Raw genomic sequence first — 16,372 nt, 5'->3', positions numbered from 1 at the left:
CACTCGAGCGGCCGCGGTGCTTACCGCGGCCGCTCTTGTGGCTAGAGTGGGAGCTATGAGTTCGCCAGCTTCCCGCCCTGTCCCTTCGGCCGCGAGCCAGCTTAACCTTCGCGGCGCCGTCGACCTCTCCTCCCTCAAGCAGCGCCCGGCGCCGCCGGCGCCTCCAGGCAACACGCGCGCCGCTGATTCCCAGCAGGCCGACGCCGGACCCGCGCTCCGGGTGGACGTCACCGAGGCGAACTTCCAGAGCCTTGTGGAGCTGTCCGCCCAGGTGCCCGTGGTATTTGCCCTCTGGGCCGCCTATTCGCCCGAGTCCACCAGCGTGCTGGATGCGCTTGACCGGATCATCCAGAGTTACGGCGGCCGGCTGGTCCTCGCCGCCGCGGACATCGAAGCATTCCCGCAACTGGCCCAGGCGTTCCAGGTGCAGGCCGTTCCCACCGCCGTCGCCGTGCTCAAGGGCCAGCCGGTTCCGCTCTTCCAGGGTGGCGCCGACGAGGAGCAGATCCGCCCGCTGCTGGACGAACTGCTCACGGTTGCGGCCGCCAACGGAGTGACCGGCAACGTCGGAGGCGGCGCGGGCACATCGGAAGAATCCGCCCCGGCCCCTCTGCCGCCGCTTCACCAGAAGGCCTTCGACGCGATTGAAGAGGGTGACTACGCTGCTGCGGCCGCTGCCTACCGGCAGGCGCTCGTCGAGATGCCGGCGGACGCCGAGGCCAAGGCTGGCCTGGCGCAGGTGGAACTCATGGAACGCCTGCAGAGCCTTTCCGGACCTGAGGGCGAGGCACTGCGCCAGCTGGCCGCGGATGAACCGGACAACCTCACCGCCCAGCTGGGCATTGCCGACCTTGATCTCGCCGGCGGCCATGTGGAGGATGCCCTGAACCGCGTCGTCGCGTATATCGGCAGGAACTTCGGCCCGGAACGCGAGTCCGCCCGCGTGCGCCTGCTCGAGCTGTTCGAAGTTGTCGGAACCACCGATGAACGCGTGGGCAAGGCCCGCCAGGCCCTGGCACGGGTGCTGTTTTAGTGGCGGTGCCCGCGCTGTTCCAGCCCCTGACGCTGCGTTCCCTGGAGCTGCAGCACCGCGGCTGGGTTTCGCCGATGTGCCAGTACAGCTGCGAACCTGACGAGGCCCCCGGAGTGCCCAACGACTGGCACCTCATGCACCTCGGATCGTTCGCCGCCGGGGGAGCGGCCCTCATCCTGACCGAGGCTGCGGCTGTCAACGCCGAAGGGCGCATCAGCCCGCGCGACGCGGGGCTGTACAACGACGAGCAGGCGGAGGGCTGGGAGCGGATCGTCCGCTTCGTGCACCGCCACGGCGTCGCCGACGCCAAGATCGGTGCCCAGCTGGCCCATGCGGGACGGAAGGCGTCCACCTACTGGCCGTTTTCGGGCCGGAGCGGATCGGTCCCGGCGTCCGACGGCGGCTGGGAGACAGTGGGACCGGGCACCCAGACGTTCGACGGCTACGCGCCGCCCGCGGCCATGACCGAGGATGACATCGGGCGCGTCATCGCGGATTTCGCCGCCGCTGCAAGCCGCGCCGTCGGCATCGGTTTTGACACCATCGAGCTGCACGGCGCCCACGGCTACCTCTTGCACCAGTTCCAGAGCCCGCTGATCAACGACCGCACGGACGCCTGGGGAGGCGATGCGGAGGCACGCAACCGGCTGACCCTGGCCGTCATCGACGCTGTCCGCAAGGTCATCCCGGAGTCCATGCCGCTGCTGCTTCGCATCTCGGCAACCGACTGGGCGGAGGGCGGCATCAGCGTCGAGGACTCGGTCAGCCTGGCCGCGCAGGCCGCCGCGCGGGGAGTGGACCTGGTGGACGTGTCCAGCGGCGGGGCCGTGGCGCACCAGCAGATCCAGCCCGGGCCGGGCTACCAGACGGAGTTCGCAGCCCGGATCCGCCGCGAAACAGGAGTCGCCACCGGCACTGTGGGGCTGCTGACGTCCCCCGGCCAGGCCGAGCATGTGGTGGCCACCGGACAGGCCGACGGCGTCTTTATCGCCCGGGCGGCACTGCGGGATCCGCACTGGTGGCTGCGGGCCGCCTTTGAACTCGGCCACGAGCTGCGCTGGGCGCCGCAGTACGAACGGGCCGTGCCGCGCCGCACGTTCTGACAGCGCTCAGGCGTACCGGCCTTCCGGGGTTTCTACTCCTTCCGGAGGATCCCCGGGGCGACGGGCCAAGACTAGGGTAAGTGCATGAGCACTCCCTTAACGGCCCTCTCGATCAGGGGGCTTGCCAAGCGCTTCGGCACCAAGATCGCGGTGGACGGCATCAGCCTCGACGTTCCCGCCGGTTCATTCTTCGGCATTGTCGGGCCCAACGGTGCCGGCAAGACCACCACCCTGTCCATGGCCACGGGCCTGCTCCGCCCGGACTTCGGAACGGCGGTGGTCCACGGGGTGGATGTCTGGGCGCAGCCGCTGGAGGCCAAAAAGCTGATGGGCATCCTGCCCGACGGGGTGCGGCTCTTTGACCGGCTCAGCGGTGAGCAACTGGTCACCTACGCCGGGCTGCTCCGTGGCATGGACAGGGCCGTGGTGGCTGCCCGGGTGGGGGAGCTGCTCGCAGCTTTGGACCTCAGCCAGGACGCGGGCACCCTCGTGGTGGATTACTCCGCCGGCATGACCAAGAAGATCGCGCTGGCCTCAGCGCTGATCCATGCTCCGAAAATCCTCGTGCTGGATGAGCCCTTCGAATCCGTGGATCCCGTGTCCGCCGCCAACATCAGGGACATCCTGGAAAGATACGTGGCCACGGGCGGCACCGTGATCGTGTCCAGCCACGTGATGGACCTCGTGCAGCGGATGTGCGACCACGTCGCCGTAATTGCCGGAGGCCGGATCCTGGCCGCCGGAACGGTGGACCAGGTGCGGGCCGGCGTGAGCCTGGAGGAGAGGTTCGTGCAGCTTGTGGGTGGCAGGAGCCAGACGGAGGGGCTCGAATGGTTGCGCACCTTCTGAGGCTGAAGCTCACGCTGCTCCGAAACGGTCTGAGGCGCAGCCCGTGGCAGCTGGTGGGGCTGGCCTTTGGCGGACTGTATGCGCTGGGAATCGTGGGCATGTGCGTGGTGCTGTTGGTCCTCCTCCGCCAGGAGGATCCGGGCCTGGCCCAGACAGTGGTTGTGCTCGGCGGCTCGGCCGCCCTGCTGGGCTGGGGGATTGTGCCCGTCATTGCCTCGGCGGTGGACATGACGCTGGACCCGGCCCGGTTCACGATGTCGGCCGTGCCCATGCCGCAATTGCTGGCCGGCCTCGCACTCGGTGGCCTCATCGGGCTCCCGGGGCTGGCCACTTTGCTCGTCGCTTTGGGAACCGTGGTCACCTGGTCTCGCGGTGTGCTGCCAGCCGTGGGCGCACTGGCCGGCGCCATCCTGGGCGTGCTCACCTGTGTGGTGTTTTCCCGCGTCGTCACTACGGCCACGGCAAGCCTGGCTGCCTCGCGGCGTTTCAAGGACGTCAGCGGGATTGCCTTCATGGTTCCCCTGGTCCTCCTCGGCCCCATCACCGCCGGCATCTTCCAGGGGATGGCGGGTTCAGGAGCCTTTCTGTCCGAGCTGGCCGGCAGGATTTCCTGGACGCCGCTGGGGGCCGCCTGGTCACTGGGCGGCGACCTCGAAAGGGGTCAGGCGGGCCCGGCAGGACTCAAGCTGCTCATCGCCGTGGCCACGCTCGCCGGGCTTTCCTGGTGCTGGAAGCTGCTGCTCGAACGCGCGCTGGTCACGCCGCCCTATGCCGGAAGCAGACGCCGGAAGGGCGGGCGGCTCGGGCTCTTCGCGCTCCTGCCCGGCACACCGGCCGGCGCCATCACGGCACGGGCGCTGACCTACTGGTTCCGTGATCCCCGGTACTCAGGTTCGCTGGTGGTCATTCCGCTGCTGCCGGTGGTGCTCGCTTTCCAGGGGAGCCAAACCAATGACTATGGCGTCCTGATGATCACCGGGCCGCTTACCGCGTTCCTCCTGGCGTGGTCCATCTCGGGGGATGTCTCGTACGACAACACCGCGTTTGCCCTGCACCTGGCCGCAGGCGTGCGGGGTGTCCATGACCGGCTGGGACGCGCGCTGGCCTGCCTGGCGTTTGCGCTGCCCGCCGTGCTGGTTCTCGCCATTGTGCCGTTCTTCATCACAGGGGACTGGGCGTGGTGGCCCTCCATCCTGGGGATATCCATGGGAGTGCTGCTGACCGGGCTGGGCCTGTCGTCGGTGGTGTCCGCCCGCTACACGATTGCCGTGCCTCTTCCCGGTGACAGCCCGTTCAAGAAGCCGCCGGGCAACGTGGGGCAGACCCTCGCCGTCCAGTTTGGCGGGATGGGTGTGCTCCTGGTGCTGGTTCTCCCGGAGGCCGGGCTGGTCCTGGCGCAGGTGCTTACCGGTGATCCGCTGTTCGGCTGGATCAACCTGGCGCTCGGCCCCGTCCTGGGCGCGGCCCTGTTCATTGTGGGGGTCCGGGTGGGCGGGCGCTGGCTTGATGCCCGCGGCCCCGAGCTCCTGGCCCAGGTCACGGTCAACCGCTGAAAAGTAGCTACCCGCCGTGGTTGACTAGCAGGACAGCTGAGAGAAAGGCCGGAAATGGAAGTCGTCATACTTCCGGGCGGCAAGCAGATTGCCTCCCTCGTGGCGGACGCGGTGGAAAGCCTGCTGCGGAGCAAGCCCGACGCAGTGCTGGGGCTGGCCACGGGATCATCGCCGCTGCCGGTCTACGAGGAACTTGCCCGGCGCCACGAACAGGCCGGCCTGGACTTCAGCCGCGCCTGCGGCTTCACCCTGGATGAGTACGTCGGGCTGGAACCCGGACACCCCGAGTCCTACCGGGAGGTGATCCGCCGCGATTTCGCGAACCGGGTCAACATCGACCCCGGGAACGTCCTCGGACCGGACGGAAGCGCTGCGGACATCCCGGCAGCCTGCCGGGCCTACGAGGACCGGATCAGGGAGCGCGGCGGCATCGACCTGCAGCTCCTGGGCCTGGGAACCGACGGGCACATCGGCTTCAACGAGCCGGGATCATCGCTGGCATCCCGCACCCGGATCAAGTCGCTCATCGAGCAGACCCGGCGCGACAACGCCCGCTTTTTCGACAGCCTTGAAGAGGTTCCGCACCATGTGGTGACCCAGGGGCTGGGCACCATCCTCGAGTCGCGGCACGCGATCCTGATTGCCACCGGAGCTCAGAAGGCGCAGGCCGTCCACGACCTCGTGGAGGGGCCCCTTGCCGCGATCTGCCCTGCCTCTGTCCTGCAGTTGCACCCCCATGCCTCCATCGTGGTGGACGAGGCCGCCGCGTCGTCACTGAAGCTCGCCGACTACTACCGGCACACCTTCGACCACAAACCGGCGTGGCAGGGGCTCTGACAGCAACCTGCGCCCGGGTCCTCCCGCGGCCGCCCGTCCGGAACGGCTAAGATGGATGCCATGAGTAGCATGACGGATCCTCTCGACAACGACCCCATGCGTGAGCTTTCCGGCACCGGATCGTCCACCGCAACCATTGAGCGCGAGGAACTGCGCCAGGAAGTGGAGCCCGGCGATCGTGAGCGCTTCTCGCACTACGTGCGCAAGGAAAAGATCATGGAGTCCGCCATGACGGGCGAACCGGTCATCGCGCTGTGCGGCAAGGTCTGGACGCCCGGACGGGATCCGCAGAAGTTCCCGGTCTGCCCGGAGTGCAAAGAGGTCTATGACGGCCTCCGCCCGGGCAACGACGGCGGCAAGGGGTCCGGCGGAGACTCAGGCAACAACAAGTAGTGACGGAGACACTCTTCGGCGGACCCACCCTGCCTCCGGCTTATCCGGAACGTGCAGCCTGGGGAACCGCCCAGAAGCTCCGTGCCTGGCAGCAGGAAGCCCTGGACCTTTACTTCAGCAAGGCTCCCCGCGACTTCATGGCCGTGGCCACGCCCGGCGCCGGCAAAACCACCTTTGCGCTCAGGGTGGCCTCCATGCTCATCGAGGCCGGCACGGTGAACCGCGTGACCATCGTGGCGCCCACCGACCACCTGAAGCGGCAGTGGGCTGACGCCGCCGCGCGTGTCGGCATCGCGATTGATCCCAACTTCAAGAATTCCGACGGCCAGCACGGCCGCGGGTTCATCGGCGTGGCCGTGACCTATGCGCAGGTGGCAAGCAAGCCCATGCTGCACCGGGCCAAGACCGAAGCCGCCCGCACCCTGGTGATCCTTGATGAGATCCACCACGGCGGCGAGGCGCTGTCCTGGGGCGACGGTCTCCGCGAGGCCTTCGACCCCGCGGCCCGGCGGCTGTCCCTGACCGGTACGCCCTTCCGCTCGGATACCTCACCCATTCCGTTCGTGGAGTACACCGAGGACCGCGAGGGCATCCGCCGCTCCAAGTCGGACTACACCTACGGCTACGGCAATGCGCTGCGTGACCACGTGGTGCGGCCGGTCATCTTCATGGCCTATTCCGGGCAGATGCGCTGGCGCACCAGCGCGGGTGACGAGATGGCCGCCTCCCTCGGCGAGGCCGCTGTCACCAAGGACATCACGTCGCAGGCCTGGCGGACCGCCCTGAACCCCGCGGGGGAATGGATTCCCGCCGTCCTGGCGGGAGCGGACAAGCGGCTCAGCGAGGTCCGGCGGTCCGTTCCCGACGCCGGTGGCCTGGTGATCGCGACCGACCACGAGGACGCCCGGGCGTACGCCGGCCAGCTCAAGAAGATCACGGGCGAGTCGCCGACGGTGATCCTGTCCGATGATGCAAAGGCCTCAAACAAGATTGAGGAGTTCAGCGCGGGCAACCAGCGCTGGATGGTTGCCGTGCGCATGGTGTCCGAAGGCGTGGACGTGCCGCGTCTTTCGGTGGGCGTCTACGCCACATCCACCTCCACCCCCTTGTTCTTCGCCCAGGCAGTGGGTCGCTTTGTGCGTTCCCGGAAACGGGGCGAGACGGCCTCGGTCTTCCTGCCGTCCGTTCCCCCGTTGATGGCGCTGGCCAACAGCATGGAAGCCGAACGTGACCATGCCCTGGACCGGCCGCAGAACGATGACGGGGACGGCCTGATGGACCTCGAAGAGTCGCTGATGGACGAGGCGAACCGCGAGGAGAAGGCGTCGGACAGCCTGACCAAGGGCAAGTTTGAGGCTCTGGACTCGCAGGCTTCCTTCGACCGTGTGCTGTTTGACGGCGGCGAGTTCGGCACCGGAGGCGACATCGGCTCCGAGGATGAGCTCGACTTCCTCGGCATCCCGGGCCTGCTGGACGCCGAGCAGGTGGGCATGCTGTTGCGCCAGCGCCAGCACGAGCAGCAGGGCCGCAAGAAACGCCAGGGCCCTGCGGTGCCCGCCGCCCCCGCGGTACCCGACCACCGGATGCTGATGGACCTGCGGAACGAGCTGGCCAAGAACGTGGCGGCCTGGTCCGCACGGACGGGCACCCCGCACGGCGTGGTGCACACGAAGCTGCGGACCGTCTGCGGCGGCCCTCCGGTGGCACAGGCCAACGAGGAGCAGCTCCAGTCCAGGCTGAAGAAGCTCCAGGACTGGTTCATCGGCAGGACTTAACGCCGCACGACGTAGGCAGGCGGGAACGAGGCGGGAACCTACTCGAGGTCCACGCCGCCCAGCTCCATTTCGGCGTAGGTGTCGTCGAGGTCATCGGCGATCCCCGCCGTCAGCCGTTTGATCACGGTGACGGCGTAGCCAGCCTGGACAGCATCCAGTGACGTCGCCATGACGCAGTGGTCGGTGGCGAGGCCCACCACCACGACGTCCTCCACGTCGTGGCTCTGGAGCCAGTCGTCGAGGCCGATCGCGTCTTCTTCAGGAGCGTAACCGGGGTCGGCAGCACCCGGCAGGGAGCCGGGCTGCCGCTCGCCGGTGGGGACGGCGTCCTCCGGTGCCAGCAGGCCTTCGAACCCGGAATAGGCCGCGGTGTACAGCCCCTTGTGGAAGTAGGCCTGGATGTGTTCGGTGTCCAGTTCCGGGTGCAGCTCGGCACCCGGGCTCCCGGCCACGCAGTGCGGCGGCCAGGTGTCCTTGAAGTCCGGGGCTTCCGAGAAATGTGTGCCCGGATCGATGTGCCAGTCCTGCGTGGCCACGATGTGGTCGAACTGGCCGTGGTGGTTCTCGACGTACTCGCTAATGGCCCCGGCCACGGCGGCCCCGCCCTCCACCGGCAGCGCGCCGCCCTCGCAGAAATCGTTCTGGACGTCGACGATGATGAGTGCCCGTGCCATCAGTTCTCCTCAGTTCCCATCAGTTGTCCTCATAGAGCGTGGGGATGGCCGGCTCGCCGCGGTGCAGACGGTGGACTACCGAGGGCAGTTCGGCCATGGAATCGGCGTGGCGCTGCCGGGCGCGCAGGACGCCTTCGTGGCCGGTCCAGCCGGGCAGGAGCTCGCCGTTCTTGATGAACTGCTGCAGCAGCGCCCGGTCATTGCCGTCGTCCGCCGGCCGGTGGCCCACCCCGATGAGCTCCTGCGTGGCCGTGCCGTTGTCATTGAGCCGGCGGAGGGCGTACTTGCGCCCGCCCTTGCTCGTCTTGTTCTTGGCGGCCTTGGCCACCGAAACAAAATCCCCGGCGTCGTTGGTCCGGCTGACCAGCTTGTAAACCATGCTGGCGGTGGGTGCACCGGAGCCCGTCACGAGGGACGTGCCCACCCCGTAGGAGTCGACGGGGGCGGACTGCAGGGCCGCAATGGCGTATTCGTCCAGGTCCGAGGTCACCGTGATACGGGTGCGTTCGTTGCCCAGGTCATCCAGCAGTTGCCGGACCCACTGCGCCTGCTCCACCAGGTCGCCGGAGTCCAGCCGCACGGCGCCCAACTTGTCCCCGGCGATGTCAACGGCCGTACGGACGGCGGTTTCGACGTCGTACGTGTCCACCAGCAGTGAGGTGCCGGCCCCCAGGGAGGCGATCTGCGCCTCAAAGGCGTCCCGCTCGGTGTCGTGGAGCAGCGTGAAGGAGTGGGCGGCGGTGCCCACCGTCTTGAGCCCGTACCGGAGCCCGGCCTCGAGGTTTGAGGTGCTGTCGAATCCGGCGATGACGGCGGCACGGGCGGCAGCCGTGGCTGATTCCTCCTGGGTCCGCCGGGACCCCATCTCGATGCAGGGCCGCTGGCCGGCCGCCATCACCATGCGCGAGGCCGCCGAGGCGATGGCGCTGTCGTGGTTGAGGACGGACAGGATGTAGGTCTCCAGGATGCATGCCTCGGCGAACGTTGATTCGACGATCAGGATGGGGGAGTTGGGGAAGTACGCCTCGCCCTCGGCGTATCCCCAGATGTCGCCGGTGAAGCGGAAGTCAGCCAGGTAGTCGAGCGTCTCCTTGTTAACCACGCCGGTGCGTGCCAGGAATTCGAGTTCCGCGTCGCCGAACCGGAACGCCATGATGCCTTCGAGCAACCTGCCCGTTCCGCCGACAATCCCGTAGCGGCGCCCGTCCGGGAGCCGGCGCGCGAACGCCTCGAACACTGCCTTGCGGTGCGCGGCGCCGGAATGGAGGGCCCCCCGCAGCATGGTCAGCTCGTAATGGTCGGTGAACAGGGACGTGCGGGGCTGCTCCCAGCCGGCGGAGTTACTCACAAAAATCACTCTAGTCCCCACCGGCTCCCACGTCTCGCTTCGCTTCGCCGCGGGGCCCTCGCCGGCGTGGGCCCACCCACCGGCTCCCACGTCTCGCTTCGCTTCGCCGCGGGGCCCTCGCCGGCGTGGGCCCACCCACCGGCTCCCACGTCTCGCTTCGCTTCGCCGTGGGGCCCTCGCCGGCGTGGGCCCAGCACCGCCATAGAATGGACAGATGACCTTAAGTGTTGCGCTCGGCCCTGACACCCAGGAGAGCACCCAGACCGGAACGGCGGTGTCCACCGACGCACTGACCGCCCCGGACGTCCCTTGGAACCTTGTCATCTGGAATGACCCCGTCAATCTCATGAGCTACGTCAGCTACGTGTTCCAGAGCTATTTCGGCTACTCGGAGACCAAAGCGAACAAGCTGATGCTTGAGGTCCACCGGAAGGGCCGCTCCATCGTTGCCCACGGCAGCAAGGAACAGGTGGAGCAGCACGCGGTGGCCATGCACGGGTTTGGCCTGTGGGCCACCGTGGAGAAGGCCACCGGCGGAGACAGCGGGGGCGGCAAGCGCGGCCCGGGCAAGGGCAAGGGAAAACGTGGCTAAGGCTTTCAAATACGGACTCAAGGGTATCTCCGGCTTTCTGGAACCGGCCGAGAGGGAACTGCTCCGCAGCCTCTTCGCCGATGTCATCTCCATGCTGGAGCCCACGGACCGTGGCTCCGAGGATCCGCTCGCCGCGATGATCGGGCTTGACATGGAGGTCCGGGAACCGTCGGACCGCGCCCTCCGCCGGCTGCTGCCCAATGCAGTGAAGGACGACGCCGCGGCCTCGCTTGAGTTCCGCCAGCTCACCGAACGCTCACTGCGGGAAAGCAAGATCGGCGCGCTGCGCGCCGCCGCGCTGGGCCTGGACAAGGACGAGCTCGTCCTGACACCGGCTGATGCCCGCCACTGGTCCACCGCGCTCAATGACGTGCGGCTGGTGCTCGCGGAACGGCTCGACATCCGGGACGAGGCGGACGCGGACCACGTCCACCAGATGCAGGACTGGTCCCAGGCCGAGGACGTGGAAAGCTACCTCGCCCTGGTTTACAACTTCACCACGTGGCTGCAGGAATCCCTCGTGCAGGCGATGCTGCAGTCACTGGACACGCGGCCCTGAGCCGTTCCGGCGGTGAACTTTTCCGCCACTGGGCGGCTTCGGCGATGAGCCGCTTCGGCCTCCGGATGTGACAAATTCGACACGAGTCGCCCGCCACAAGTGATGGCCGCACCTCACGGGAAGACCTATCCTCAAATAATCATGACTTCAGCATCGAGCATGGATCCGGCAGCGGGAGCTGCAGCGGAGTCCGCAACGGCCGACGGCGTAAATGTGGGATCGCTGCCGATCGGCGTCTTCGACTCCGGTGTCGGCGGCCTCACGGTGGCGCGGTCAATCATCGACCAGCTGCCGAACGAATCCATCCTCTACGTCGGCGATACCGCCCACGGCCCGTACGGGCCGCTGCCCATCGCAGAGGTGCGCGCCAACGCCCTCGGCGTCATGGACGAACTCGTGGACTCCGGCGTCAAGCTGCTCACCATCGCCTGCAACTCGGCGTCGGCCGCGGTGCTGCGGGACGCCCGTGAGCGGTACACGGCGCGTTACGGAATTCCCGTCATCGAGGTGATCCAGCCGGCCGTGCGCCGCGCCGTCGCAGCCACCCGCAGCGGTCGCGTCGGCGTGATCGGCACCTCCGCCACCGTGGGCTCCCGGGCCTACGAGGACACCTTCGCCGCGGCGCCTGACCTGGCGATCACCTCCGTAGCCTGCCCTGCATTCGTGCCGTACGTGGAGGCCGGCATCACCACGGGGCCGGAACTTCTCGACATCGCCCGTGAGTACCTTGAGCCGCTGAAAGCCGCCGGAGTGGACACCGTGGTGCTGGGCTGCACGCACTATCCGCTCCTGACCGGCGTGATCTCCTACGTCATGGGCGAGGACGTCACGCTGGTCTCCAGCGCCGAGGAAACCGCCAAGGACGTCTACCGGGCGCTGGCCAGCAACGGCCTCGAACGGACGGACCCGGCGCCGCCGGAGCACAGCTTCATCGCCACCGGCGATCCGGGCCAGTTCGAAGCCCTTGCCCGCAGGTTCCTGGGGCCGGAGGTGCTGAGCGTCAAGCACGTGGACCATGTCGCGGCACAGTACCCCACGGGCAGCCTGGCCCGGATCACCCCCGAAATGATCGCAGCCGCGCGGAACGCGGCCGCCCGCCCGCGCATCTCCAACTTCGTTGGGCAGGCCGCTGGCAGCGGGGCAGCCACCGGGGGGTCGTTCCAGTGAAGCTCACCATCGTCGGCTGCACGGGCTCATTTCCCGGCCCCGGATCGCCCGCGTCCTGCTACCTGCTGACCGCCAACGACGGCGGACGGGTGTGGAAAATGGTCATGGACCTCGGCAGCGGCGCCCTGGGCGCCATCCAGCGGTACACGGACCTCGAGGACATCGACGCGATTTTCCTCACCCACCTGCACCCCGACCACTGCATGGACCTCTGCGGCCTGCACGTGGCGGTCCGTTGGAAGCCCGGCGGCTGGGACCGGGGCAGGATACCCGTCTGGGGCCCCGCCGCCACCGCCGACAGGATGGCAACTGCCTACGGGCTGGACCTGGATCCGGGGATGCACGAGGAGTTCGACTTCACGAACTGGACCGAGCGCCAGTCCGTCACCGTCGGCCCCTTCACTGTCACGCCCTTCGCCGTGAACCACCCGGTGGAGGAGGCCTACGCGCTGCGCGTGGAGGTGACCGAACCGGACGCCGCCGGGAACGACGTGACCCGCGTGCTGACCTATTCAGGTGATACCGACTCGTGCCGCGGGCTGGAGGAGGCGGCCAAGGACGCCGACCTCTTCCTCTGCGAGGCGGCCTTCGAGGAAGGCCGCGACGACGGCATCAAGGACGTCCACCTGACGGGCAAACGGGCCGCCGAGGCAGCCACCGCCGCCGGTGCCCGCCGCCTTCTCCTGACCCACATTCCGGTGTGGACGTCGCAGACCAAGGTTATGGCCGAGGCACGTCCCGCCTTCGCCGGTGACGTGGCCGTGGCCGTGGCGGGCGTGCACTACACCGTCTGAGCCCGGCTTGCTGCTGGGGCACCGTCGGACGTGGCACCGTCGCGCCTGCAGCCTCGATAAGCTAAAGGCATGACTTCCGAAGCAACCACTGCCCCCGTCATCCGTGCCGACGGCCGCACCCCGGACCAGCTCCGGCCCATCAGCATCACCCGCGGCTGGTCCAAGCAGGCCGAGGGATCGGCCCTCATCGAGTTCGGCAACACCCGGGTCCTGTGCACCGCTTCCCTCACTGAAGGTGTTCCGCGCTGGCTCAAGGGCGAAGGCCGGGGCTGGGTGACCGCCGAGTACGCCATGCTCCCGCGTGCCACGAACACCCGCTCGGACCGCGAGTCCGTCAAGGGCAAGATCGGCGGCCGCACCCACGAGATCTCCCGCCTGATCGGGCGCTCGCTGCGGTCGATCATCGACACCAAAGCCCTGGGGGAGAACACCATCGTGCTGGACTGCGATGTCCTGCAGGCCGACGGCGGCACAAGGACGGCGGCCATCACCGGCGCCTACGTGGCGCTCGCCGAGGCCATCCGTTTTGCCCGCGAGAACAAGATGATCGCCCGTAACGCCCAGCCGCTGGTTGACACCATCGCCGCCGTGTCCGTGGGAATCATCGACGGTATTCCAATGCTGGACCTGCCGTACATCGAGGATGTGCGGGCCGAAACCGACATGAACGTCGTGGTGACCGGCTCCGGCAAGTTCGTGGAGGTCCAGGGCACGGCCGAGGGCGCCCCCTTCGACCGCGACGAGCTCAACAAGCTGCTGGACCTGGCACTGCTGGGGACGGAACAGCTGGCCGCGATCCAGCGCGAGACCCTGGCCGAAGCTCCGTGAGCGGCGACAGCGCCGTCAGCGGCGTGCCCGAAACTCAAGCGGCACCCCGGCTGGTGCTGGCCACGCGCAACGCCGGGAAACTGCGGGAGCTGCGTGAGCTGCTGCGCGGGCAGATCCCTGGGCTCGACGTCGACACGCAGGTGGTGGACGCGGCCGCCGTCGGAGCCCCCGACGTCGCGGAAACCGGGGTGACCTTTGCGGAAAACTCGCTGCTGAAGGCGCGGGCGGTGGCCGAAGCGACGGGGCTGGTGGCCATCGCCGACGACTCCGGGCTGTCAGTGGATGTCCTGGGCGGCGCGCCGGGAATTTTCTCCGCGCGCTGGGCCGGCCGGCACGGTGACGACGACGCCAACCTGCACCTCCTGCTGGCCCAGCTGGCGGACGTGCCGGACGGTCACCGCGGCGCCGCCTTCGTGTGCGCCGCGGCGCTCGCCGTGCCGGCGTCCGCATCCGCGGACGGGGCCCGGGAAGTGGTGGAGTACGGGCAGCTGGCCGGCACGCTGCTGCGTGAGCCGCGCGGCGAAGGCGGGTTCGGCTATGACCCCGTCCTGGAACCCGCGGGCCTGGACCGGAGCTGCGCCGAGCTCAGCCCGGAGGAGAAAAACGCCATCAGCCACCGGGGCCTGGCGTTCCGGGCACTGCTTCCCTCGATCGTCGAGGCCCTGCGGTAAATCGCTGACTGCACAAACAGCAAAGGCACCTCACGCGCGTGAGGTGCCTTTGCTGTTTCCGCGAGGTCAGTCGAGGTTGGTCTTGCGCTCGGCCTCAGGCTCGTGCTCCTCGATGAACTCCTCCACCGGGTCCGTCCCGAAGGCCGCGGCCTCGCGCTTAGCGGTCATGCCGCGCAGAACTTCAATGCCGACAGGAATCACCGAGAGCAGGACGATCACGATGAAGATGATGTCCAGGTTTTCCCGCACCCACGGGATCTTGTCGCCCAGCACGTAGCCGAGAAGCGTCACGCCGCCGCCCCAGAGGAGGGCGCCGATGACGTTGAAGAGGAAGAACTTGCGCTTGTCCATCTGGGCAACGCCGACGATGACGGGGACGAAGGTACGGATGATGGGCACAAAGCGTGCCAGGATCAGGGCCTTGCCGCCGTGCTTTTCGAAGAACTTGTGAGCACTGTCAACGTTCTCGTGCTTGAAAAGCCTGGAGTCCGGCTTGTTGAAGATGGCGGGGCCCGCCTTGGACCCGATGAGATAGCCCGTCTGGTTGCCGATGATGGCGGACACGATGATCAGCGCGGCGAAGAGCCAGATATTGAATTTGATCGTGTCCGTCGCCACGAGCAGGCCCGCGGTGAACAGCATGGAATCGCCGGGCAGGAAGAACCCGATCAGCAGCCCGGTTTCGGCGAAGATGATCCCGCACACCAACAGAACAACCCACGGGGCAAGGGCCGGGTCGGCCAGGAATATCTGGGGGTTGAGCCAATCGGGCAGGAATGATGCCAGATGCGGCTGGACGGGGCCGGCGCCACCCAGCGCGGGCACGGCAAAGTCGCTCAATGCATTAAAGTTCACGTTTCAAGGGTACTTGACGGGCTCAGCGCCCCTGCCGGGCTACAGTTGTCCCCGTGGGTTTGGACTTTACGGCGATCGACTTCGAGACCGCCAATGGCTTCCGCGGTTCGCCGTGCGCCGTTGGCCTCACCAAGGTCCGCAGCGGCGTCATCGTCGAGGAAGCCTCGTGGCTCATGCGGCCGCCGGAAAACCACGACTCGTTCGACTACCACAACGTCCGCGTCCACGGCATCAGGCCGGAGCAGGTGGCCGGCCGGCCCCGCTTTGGGGAGCTGTTCCCGGAGATCGGCGCATTCATCGGCGGTGACATCCTCGCGGCCCACAACGCCGCCTTCGACCTCGGCGTGATCCGCTCCGGGCTGGAAGTCTCGGGGCTTCCCGGCCCCGCCTACGACTATGTGTGCACCGTGATGCTCTCCCGGCGCTGTTACTCCCTGGTTTCGAATTCCCTGCCCTTTGCCGCCGAGGAAGCGGGCGTGCCGCTCGTGAACCACCACGATGCCGCCGAGGACGCCCGGGCGTGCGCCGGCATCCTCATCGACATCGCGGGGCGCAACCGGGCCAACAGTATCGCCGAGCTCTACCTTTCGCTGGGGCTGTCCATACCGCAACAGGCAGCGTTCGATCCGTCCAGCGGTGAGCTTTCCAAGGCGACCGTCTCAGCCCTCGCCGCCGCGGGCGGCGGTGCTGACCGGGTGGTCCGGCCGTTCCGCAGCGGGTGGCCCGAGGAAGGGCCAAATCCCGAGCCCAATCCCGACGCCGAACCCGGGAACCCGCTGTTTGGCCAAACTGTCGTGTTCACCGGCCAGCTCGGGATGCCGCGGCCCGAGGCGAAGACCCGGTCGGCGGAACTGGGGGCGCGCCCGGAAAGCCGGGTCACGGCTCGGACCAGCGTCCTCGTGGTGGGCGACGGCTTCGTGGCCGGCGACCTGCGCTCCGGCCGGCTCACCGGGAAAGCCAAACGGGTGCTGGAGCTGCACGACCGCGGCCAGGCCATCGAGGTGATCTCCGAAGGGGAGTTCCTGCAGATGGTGGGCGGCGCGCCTGTTCACGGCGCCTCTGAATACATGGCGCAATAAAGCTACGCGCCGCCCACTGACCCTTCCTCACCTCTCGCGGGTTTTCCCCCAAACGCTCCCTCACATCCCGTCGGGTTTCTTCCGACGTGTCCTCACCTCTTGCAGGCTTTCTTCAAACGCTCCCTCACATCTTGAAGGCATTCTTCAAACGCGTCCTCATCTCGGCGGAACACACGGGCAACCCGACATGGCCCAGGCCCGGCTTCAAGTGAGGAAGGGTCGCACCAAGAGCGACAGGATCTCAGGGAGCGTCGTCAGAAAG

Annotated in this window: 17 protein-coding genes; 14 read left to right on the top strand and 3 right to left on the bottom strand. The window is 67.9% G+C overall.

The genetic code is table 11. The annotated features are described in order from the left end of the window. Positions 1-55 precede the first annotated feature (55 nt). From LFT45_RS14025 to LFT45_RS13995, 7 genes are all read left to right on the top strand, one after another. On the top strand, positions 56-1,033 hold the full coding sequence (locus LFT45_RS14025; protein WP_236803946.1) for a tetratricopeptide repeat protein: 978 nt from the start codon (positions 56-58) through the stop codon (positions 1,031-1,033). A gap of 5 nt (positions 1,034-1,038) precedes the next feature. Next, the gene (locus LFT45_RS14020; protein WP_236809356.1) at positions 1,039-2,136 is read left to right on the top strand and encodes an NADH:flavin oxidoreductase/NADH oxidase; all 1,098 of its coding nucleotides are present in this window, start codon (positions 1,039-1,041) and stop codon (positions 2,134-2,136) included. Between the two features lie 84 nt (positions 2,137-2,220). Beyond that, complete coding sequence (locus tag LFT45_RS14015) at positions 2,221-2,985, top strand: ABC transporter ATP-binding protein (protein WP_236803944.1); 765 nt, start codon at positions 2,221-2,223, stop codon at positions 2,983-2,985. Further along, positions 2,967-4,538, top strand: coding sequence for a transporter (locus LFT45_RS14010; protein ID WP_236803941.1), 1,572 nt, complete (start codon positions 2,967-2,969; stop codon positions 4,536-4,538). Before LFT45_RS14015 ends, LFT45_RS14010 begins: the two co-directional genes overlap by 19 nt. A gap of 54 nt (positions 4,539-4,592) precedes the next feature. Further along, positions 4,593-5,375 (top strand): glucosamine-6-phosphate deaminase, encoded by a 783-nt coding sequence (gene nagB / locus LFT45_RS14005; RefSeq protein ID WP_236803939.1) that lies wholly within the window; start codon positions 4,593-4,595, stop codon positions 5,373-5,375. Positions 5,376-5,426: 51 nt separating this feature from the next. Next, entirely contained in the window at positions 5,427-5,768 is a 342-nt protein-coding gene (locus tag LFT45_RS14000) for a DUF3039 domain-containing protein (protein ID WP_236803937.1), read from the top strand. Continuing rightward, positions 5,768-7,543, top strand: a complete 1,776-nt coding sequence (locus LFT45_RS13995; protein WP_236803935.1) for a DEAD/DEAH box helicase — start codon at positions 5,768-5,770, stop codon at positions 7,541-7,543. Before LFT45_RS14000 ends, LFT45_RS13995 begins: the two co-directional genes overlap by 1 nt. Before the next feature lie 38 nt (positions 7,544-7,581). On the opposite strand, the gene LFT45_RS13990 is transcribed toward LFT45_RS13995, so the two are convergent. Then, positions 7,582-8,217, bottom strand: a complete 636-nt coding sequence (locus tag LFT45_RS13990; protein WP_236803933.1) for an isochorismatase family protein — start codon at positions 8,215-8,217, stop codon at positions 7,582-7,584. Between the two features lie 19 nt (positions 8,218-8,236). Next, a complete protein-coding gene (locus LFT45_RS13985) occupies positions 8,237-9,565 on the bottom strand; it encodes a nicotinate phosphoribosyltransferase (RefSeq protein WP_236803931.1) in 1,329 nt (442 codons plus the stop codon). Positions 9,566-9,779: 214 nt separating this feature from the next. On the opposite strand from LFT45_RS13985, the gene clpS reads away from it, so the two are divergent. The 6 genes from clpS (at position 9,780) to rdgB (ending at position 14,176) form a co-directional block, all read left to right on the top strand. Beyond that, positions 9,780-10,157 (top strand): ATP-dependent Clp protease adapter ClpS, encoded by a 378-nt coding sequence (gene clpS, locus LFT45_RS13980; protein ID WP_102972085.1) that lies wholly within the window; start codon positions 9,780-9,782, stop codon positions 10,155-10,157. Beyond that, the gene (locus LFT45_RS13975) at positions 10,150-10,716 is read left to right on the top strand and encodes a DUF2017 domain-containing protein (protein ID WP_236803929.1); all 567 of its coding nucleotides are present in this window, start codon (positions 10,150-10,152) and stop codon (positions 10,714-10,716) included. The genes clpS and LFT45_RS13975 overlap by 8 nt, the downstream gene beginning before the upstream one ends. Positions 10,717-10,857: 141 nt before the next feature. Beyond that, on the top strand, positions 10,858-11,883 hold the full coding sequence (murI, locus tag LFT45_RS13970; RefSeq protein ID WP_442863559.1) for a glutamate racemase: 1,026 nt from the start codon (positions 10,858-10,860) through the stop codon (positions 11,881-11,883). After that, a complete protein-coding gene (locus LFT45_RS13965) occupies positions 11,880-12,677 on the top strand; it encodes an MBL fold metallo-hydrolase (RefSeq protein WP_236803926.1) in 798 nt (265 codons plus the stop codon). Before murI ends, LFT45_RS13965 begins: the two co-directional genes overlap by 4 nt. 69 nt (positions 12,678-12,746) lie before the next feature. Next, complete coding sequence (gene rph / locus LFT45_RS13960) at positions 12,747-13,505, top strand: ribonuclease PH (protein ID WP_078026682.1); 759 nt, start codon at positions 12,747-12,749, stop codon at positions 13,503-13,505. Next, positions 13,502-14,176, top strand: a complete 675-nt coding sequence (gene rdgB / locus LFT45_RS13955) for an RdgB/HAM1 family non-canonical purine NTP pyrophosphatase (protein WP_236803924.1) — start codon at positions 13,502-13,504, stop codon at positions 14,174-14,176. The genes rph and rdgB overlap by 4 nt, the downstream gene beginning before the upstream one ends. Positions 14,177-14,242: 66 nt before the next feature. Here the strand turns inward: rdgB and LFT45_RS13950 are convergent, their stop codons facing one another. Further along, positions 14,243-15,016 carry a VTT domain-containing protein gene (locus LFT45_RS13950; RefSeq protein WP_236809355.1) on the bottom strand — a complete coding sequence of 258 codons (774 nt, stop codon included), beginning with the start codon at positions 15,014-15,016 and terminating at the stop codon, positions 14,243-14,245. Between the two features lie 68 nt (positions 15,017-15,084). On the opposite strand from LFT45_RS13950, the gene LFT45_RS13945 reads away from it, so the two are divergent. After that, positions 15,085-16,110: an exonuclease domain-containing protein gene (locus LFT45_RS13945; protein WP_236803922.1), complete on the top strand. Its 1,026-nt coding sequence runs from the start codon at positions 15,085-15,087 to the stop codon at positions 16,108-16,110. Positions 16,111-16,372: the final 262 nt, after the last annotated feature.

The sequence above is a fragment of the Arthrobacter sp. FW305-BF8 genome (genome assembly GCF_021789315.1).
GTDB lineage: Bacteria > Actinomycetota > Actinomycetes > Actinomycetales > Micrococcaceae > Arthrobacter.
Note: the sequence above shows the minus strand (reverse complement) of the source record. Positions and strands in the feature narration are given on the sequence as shown.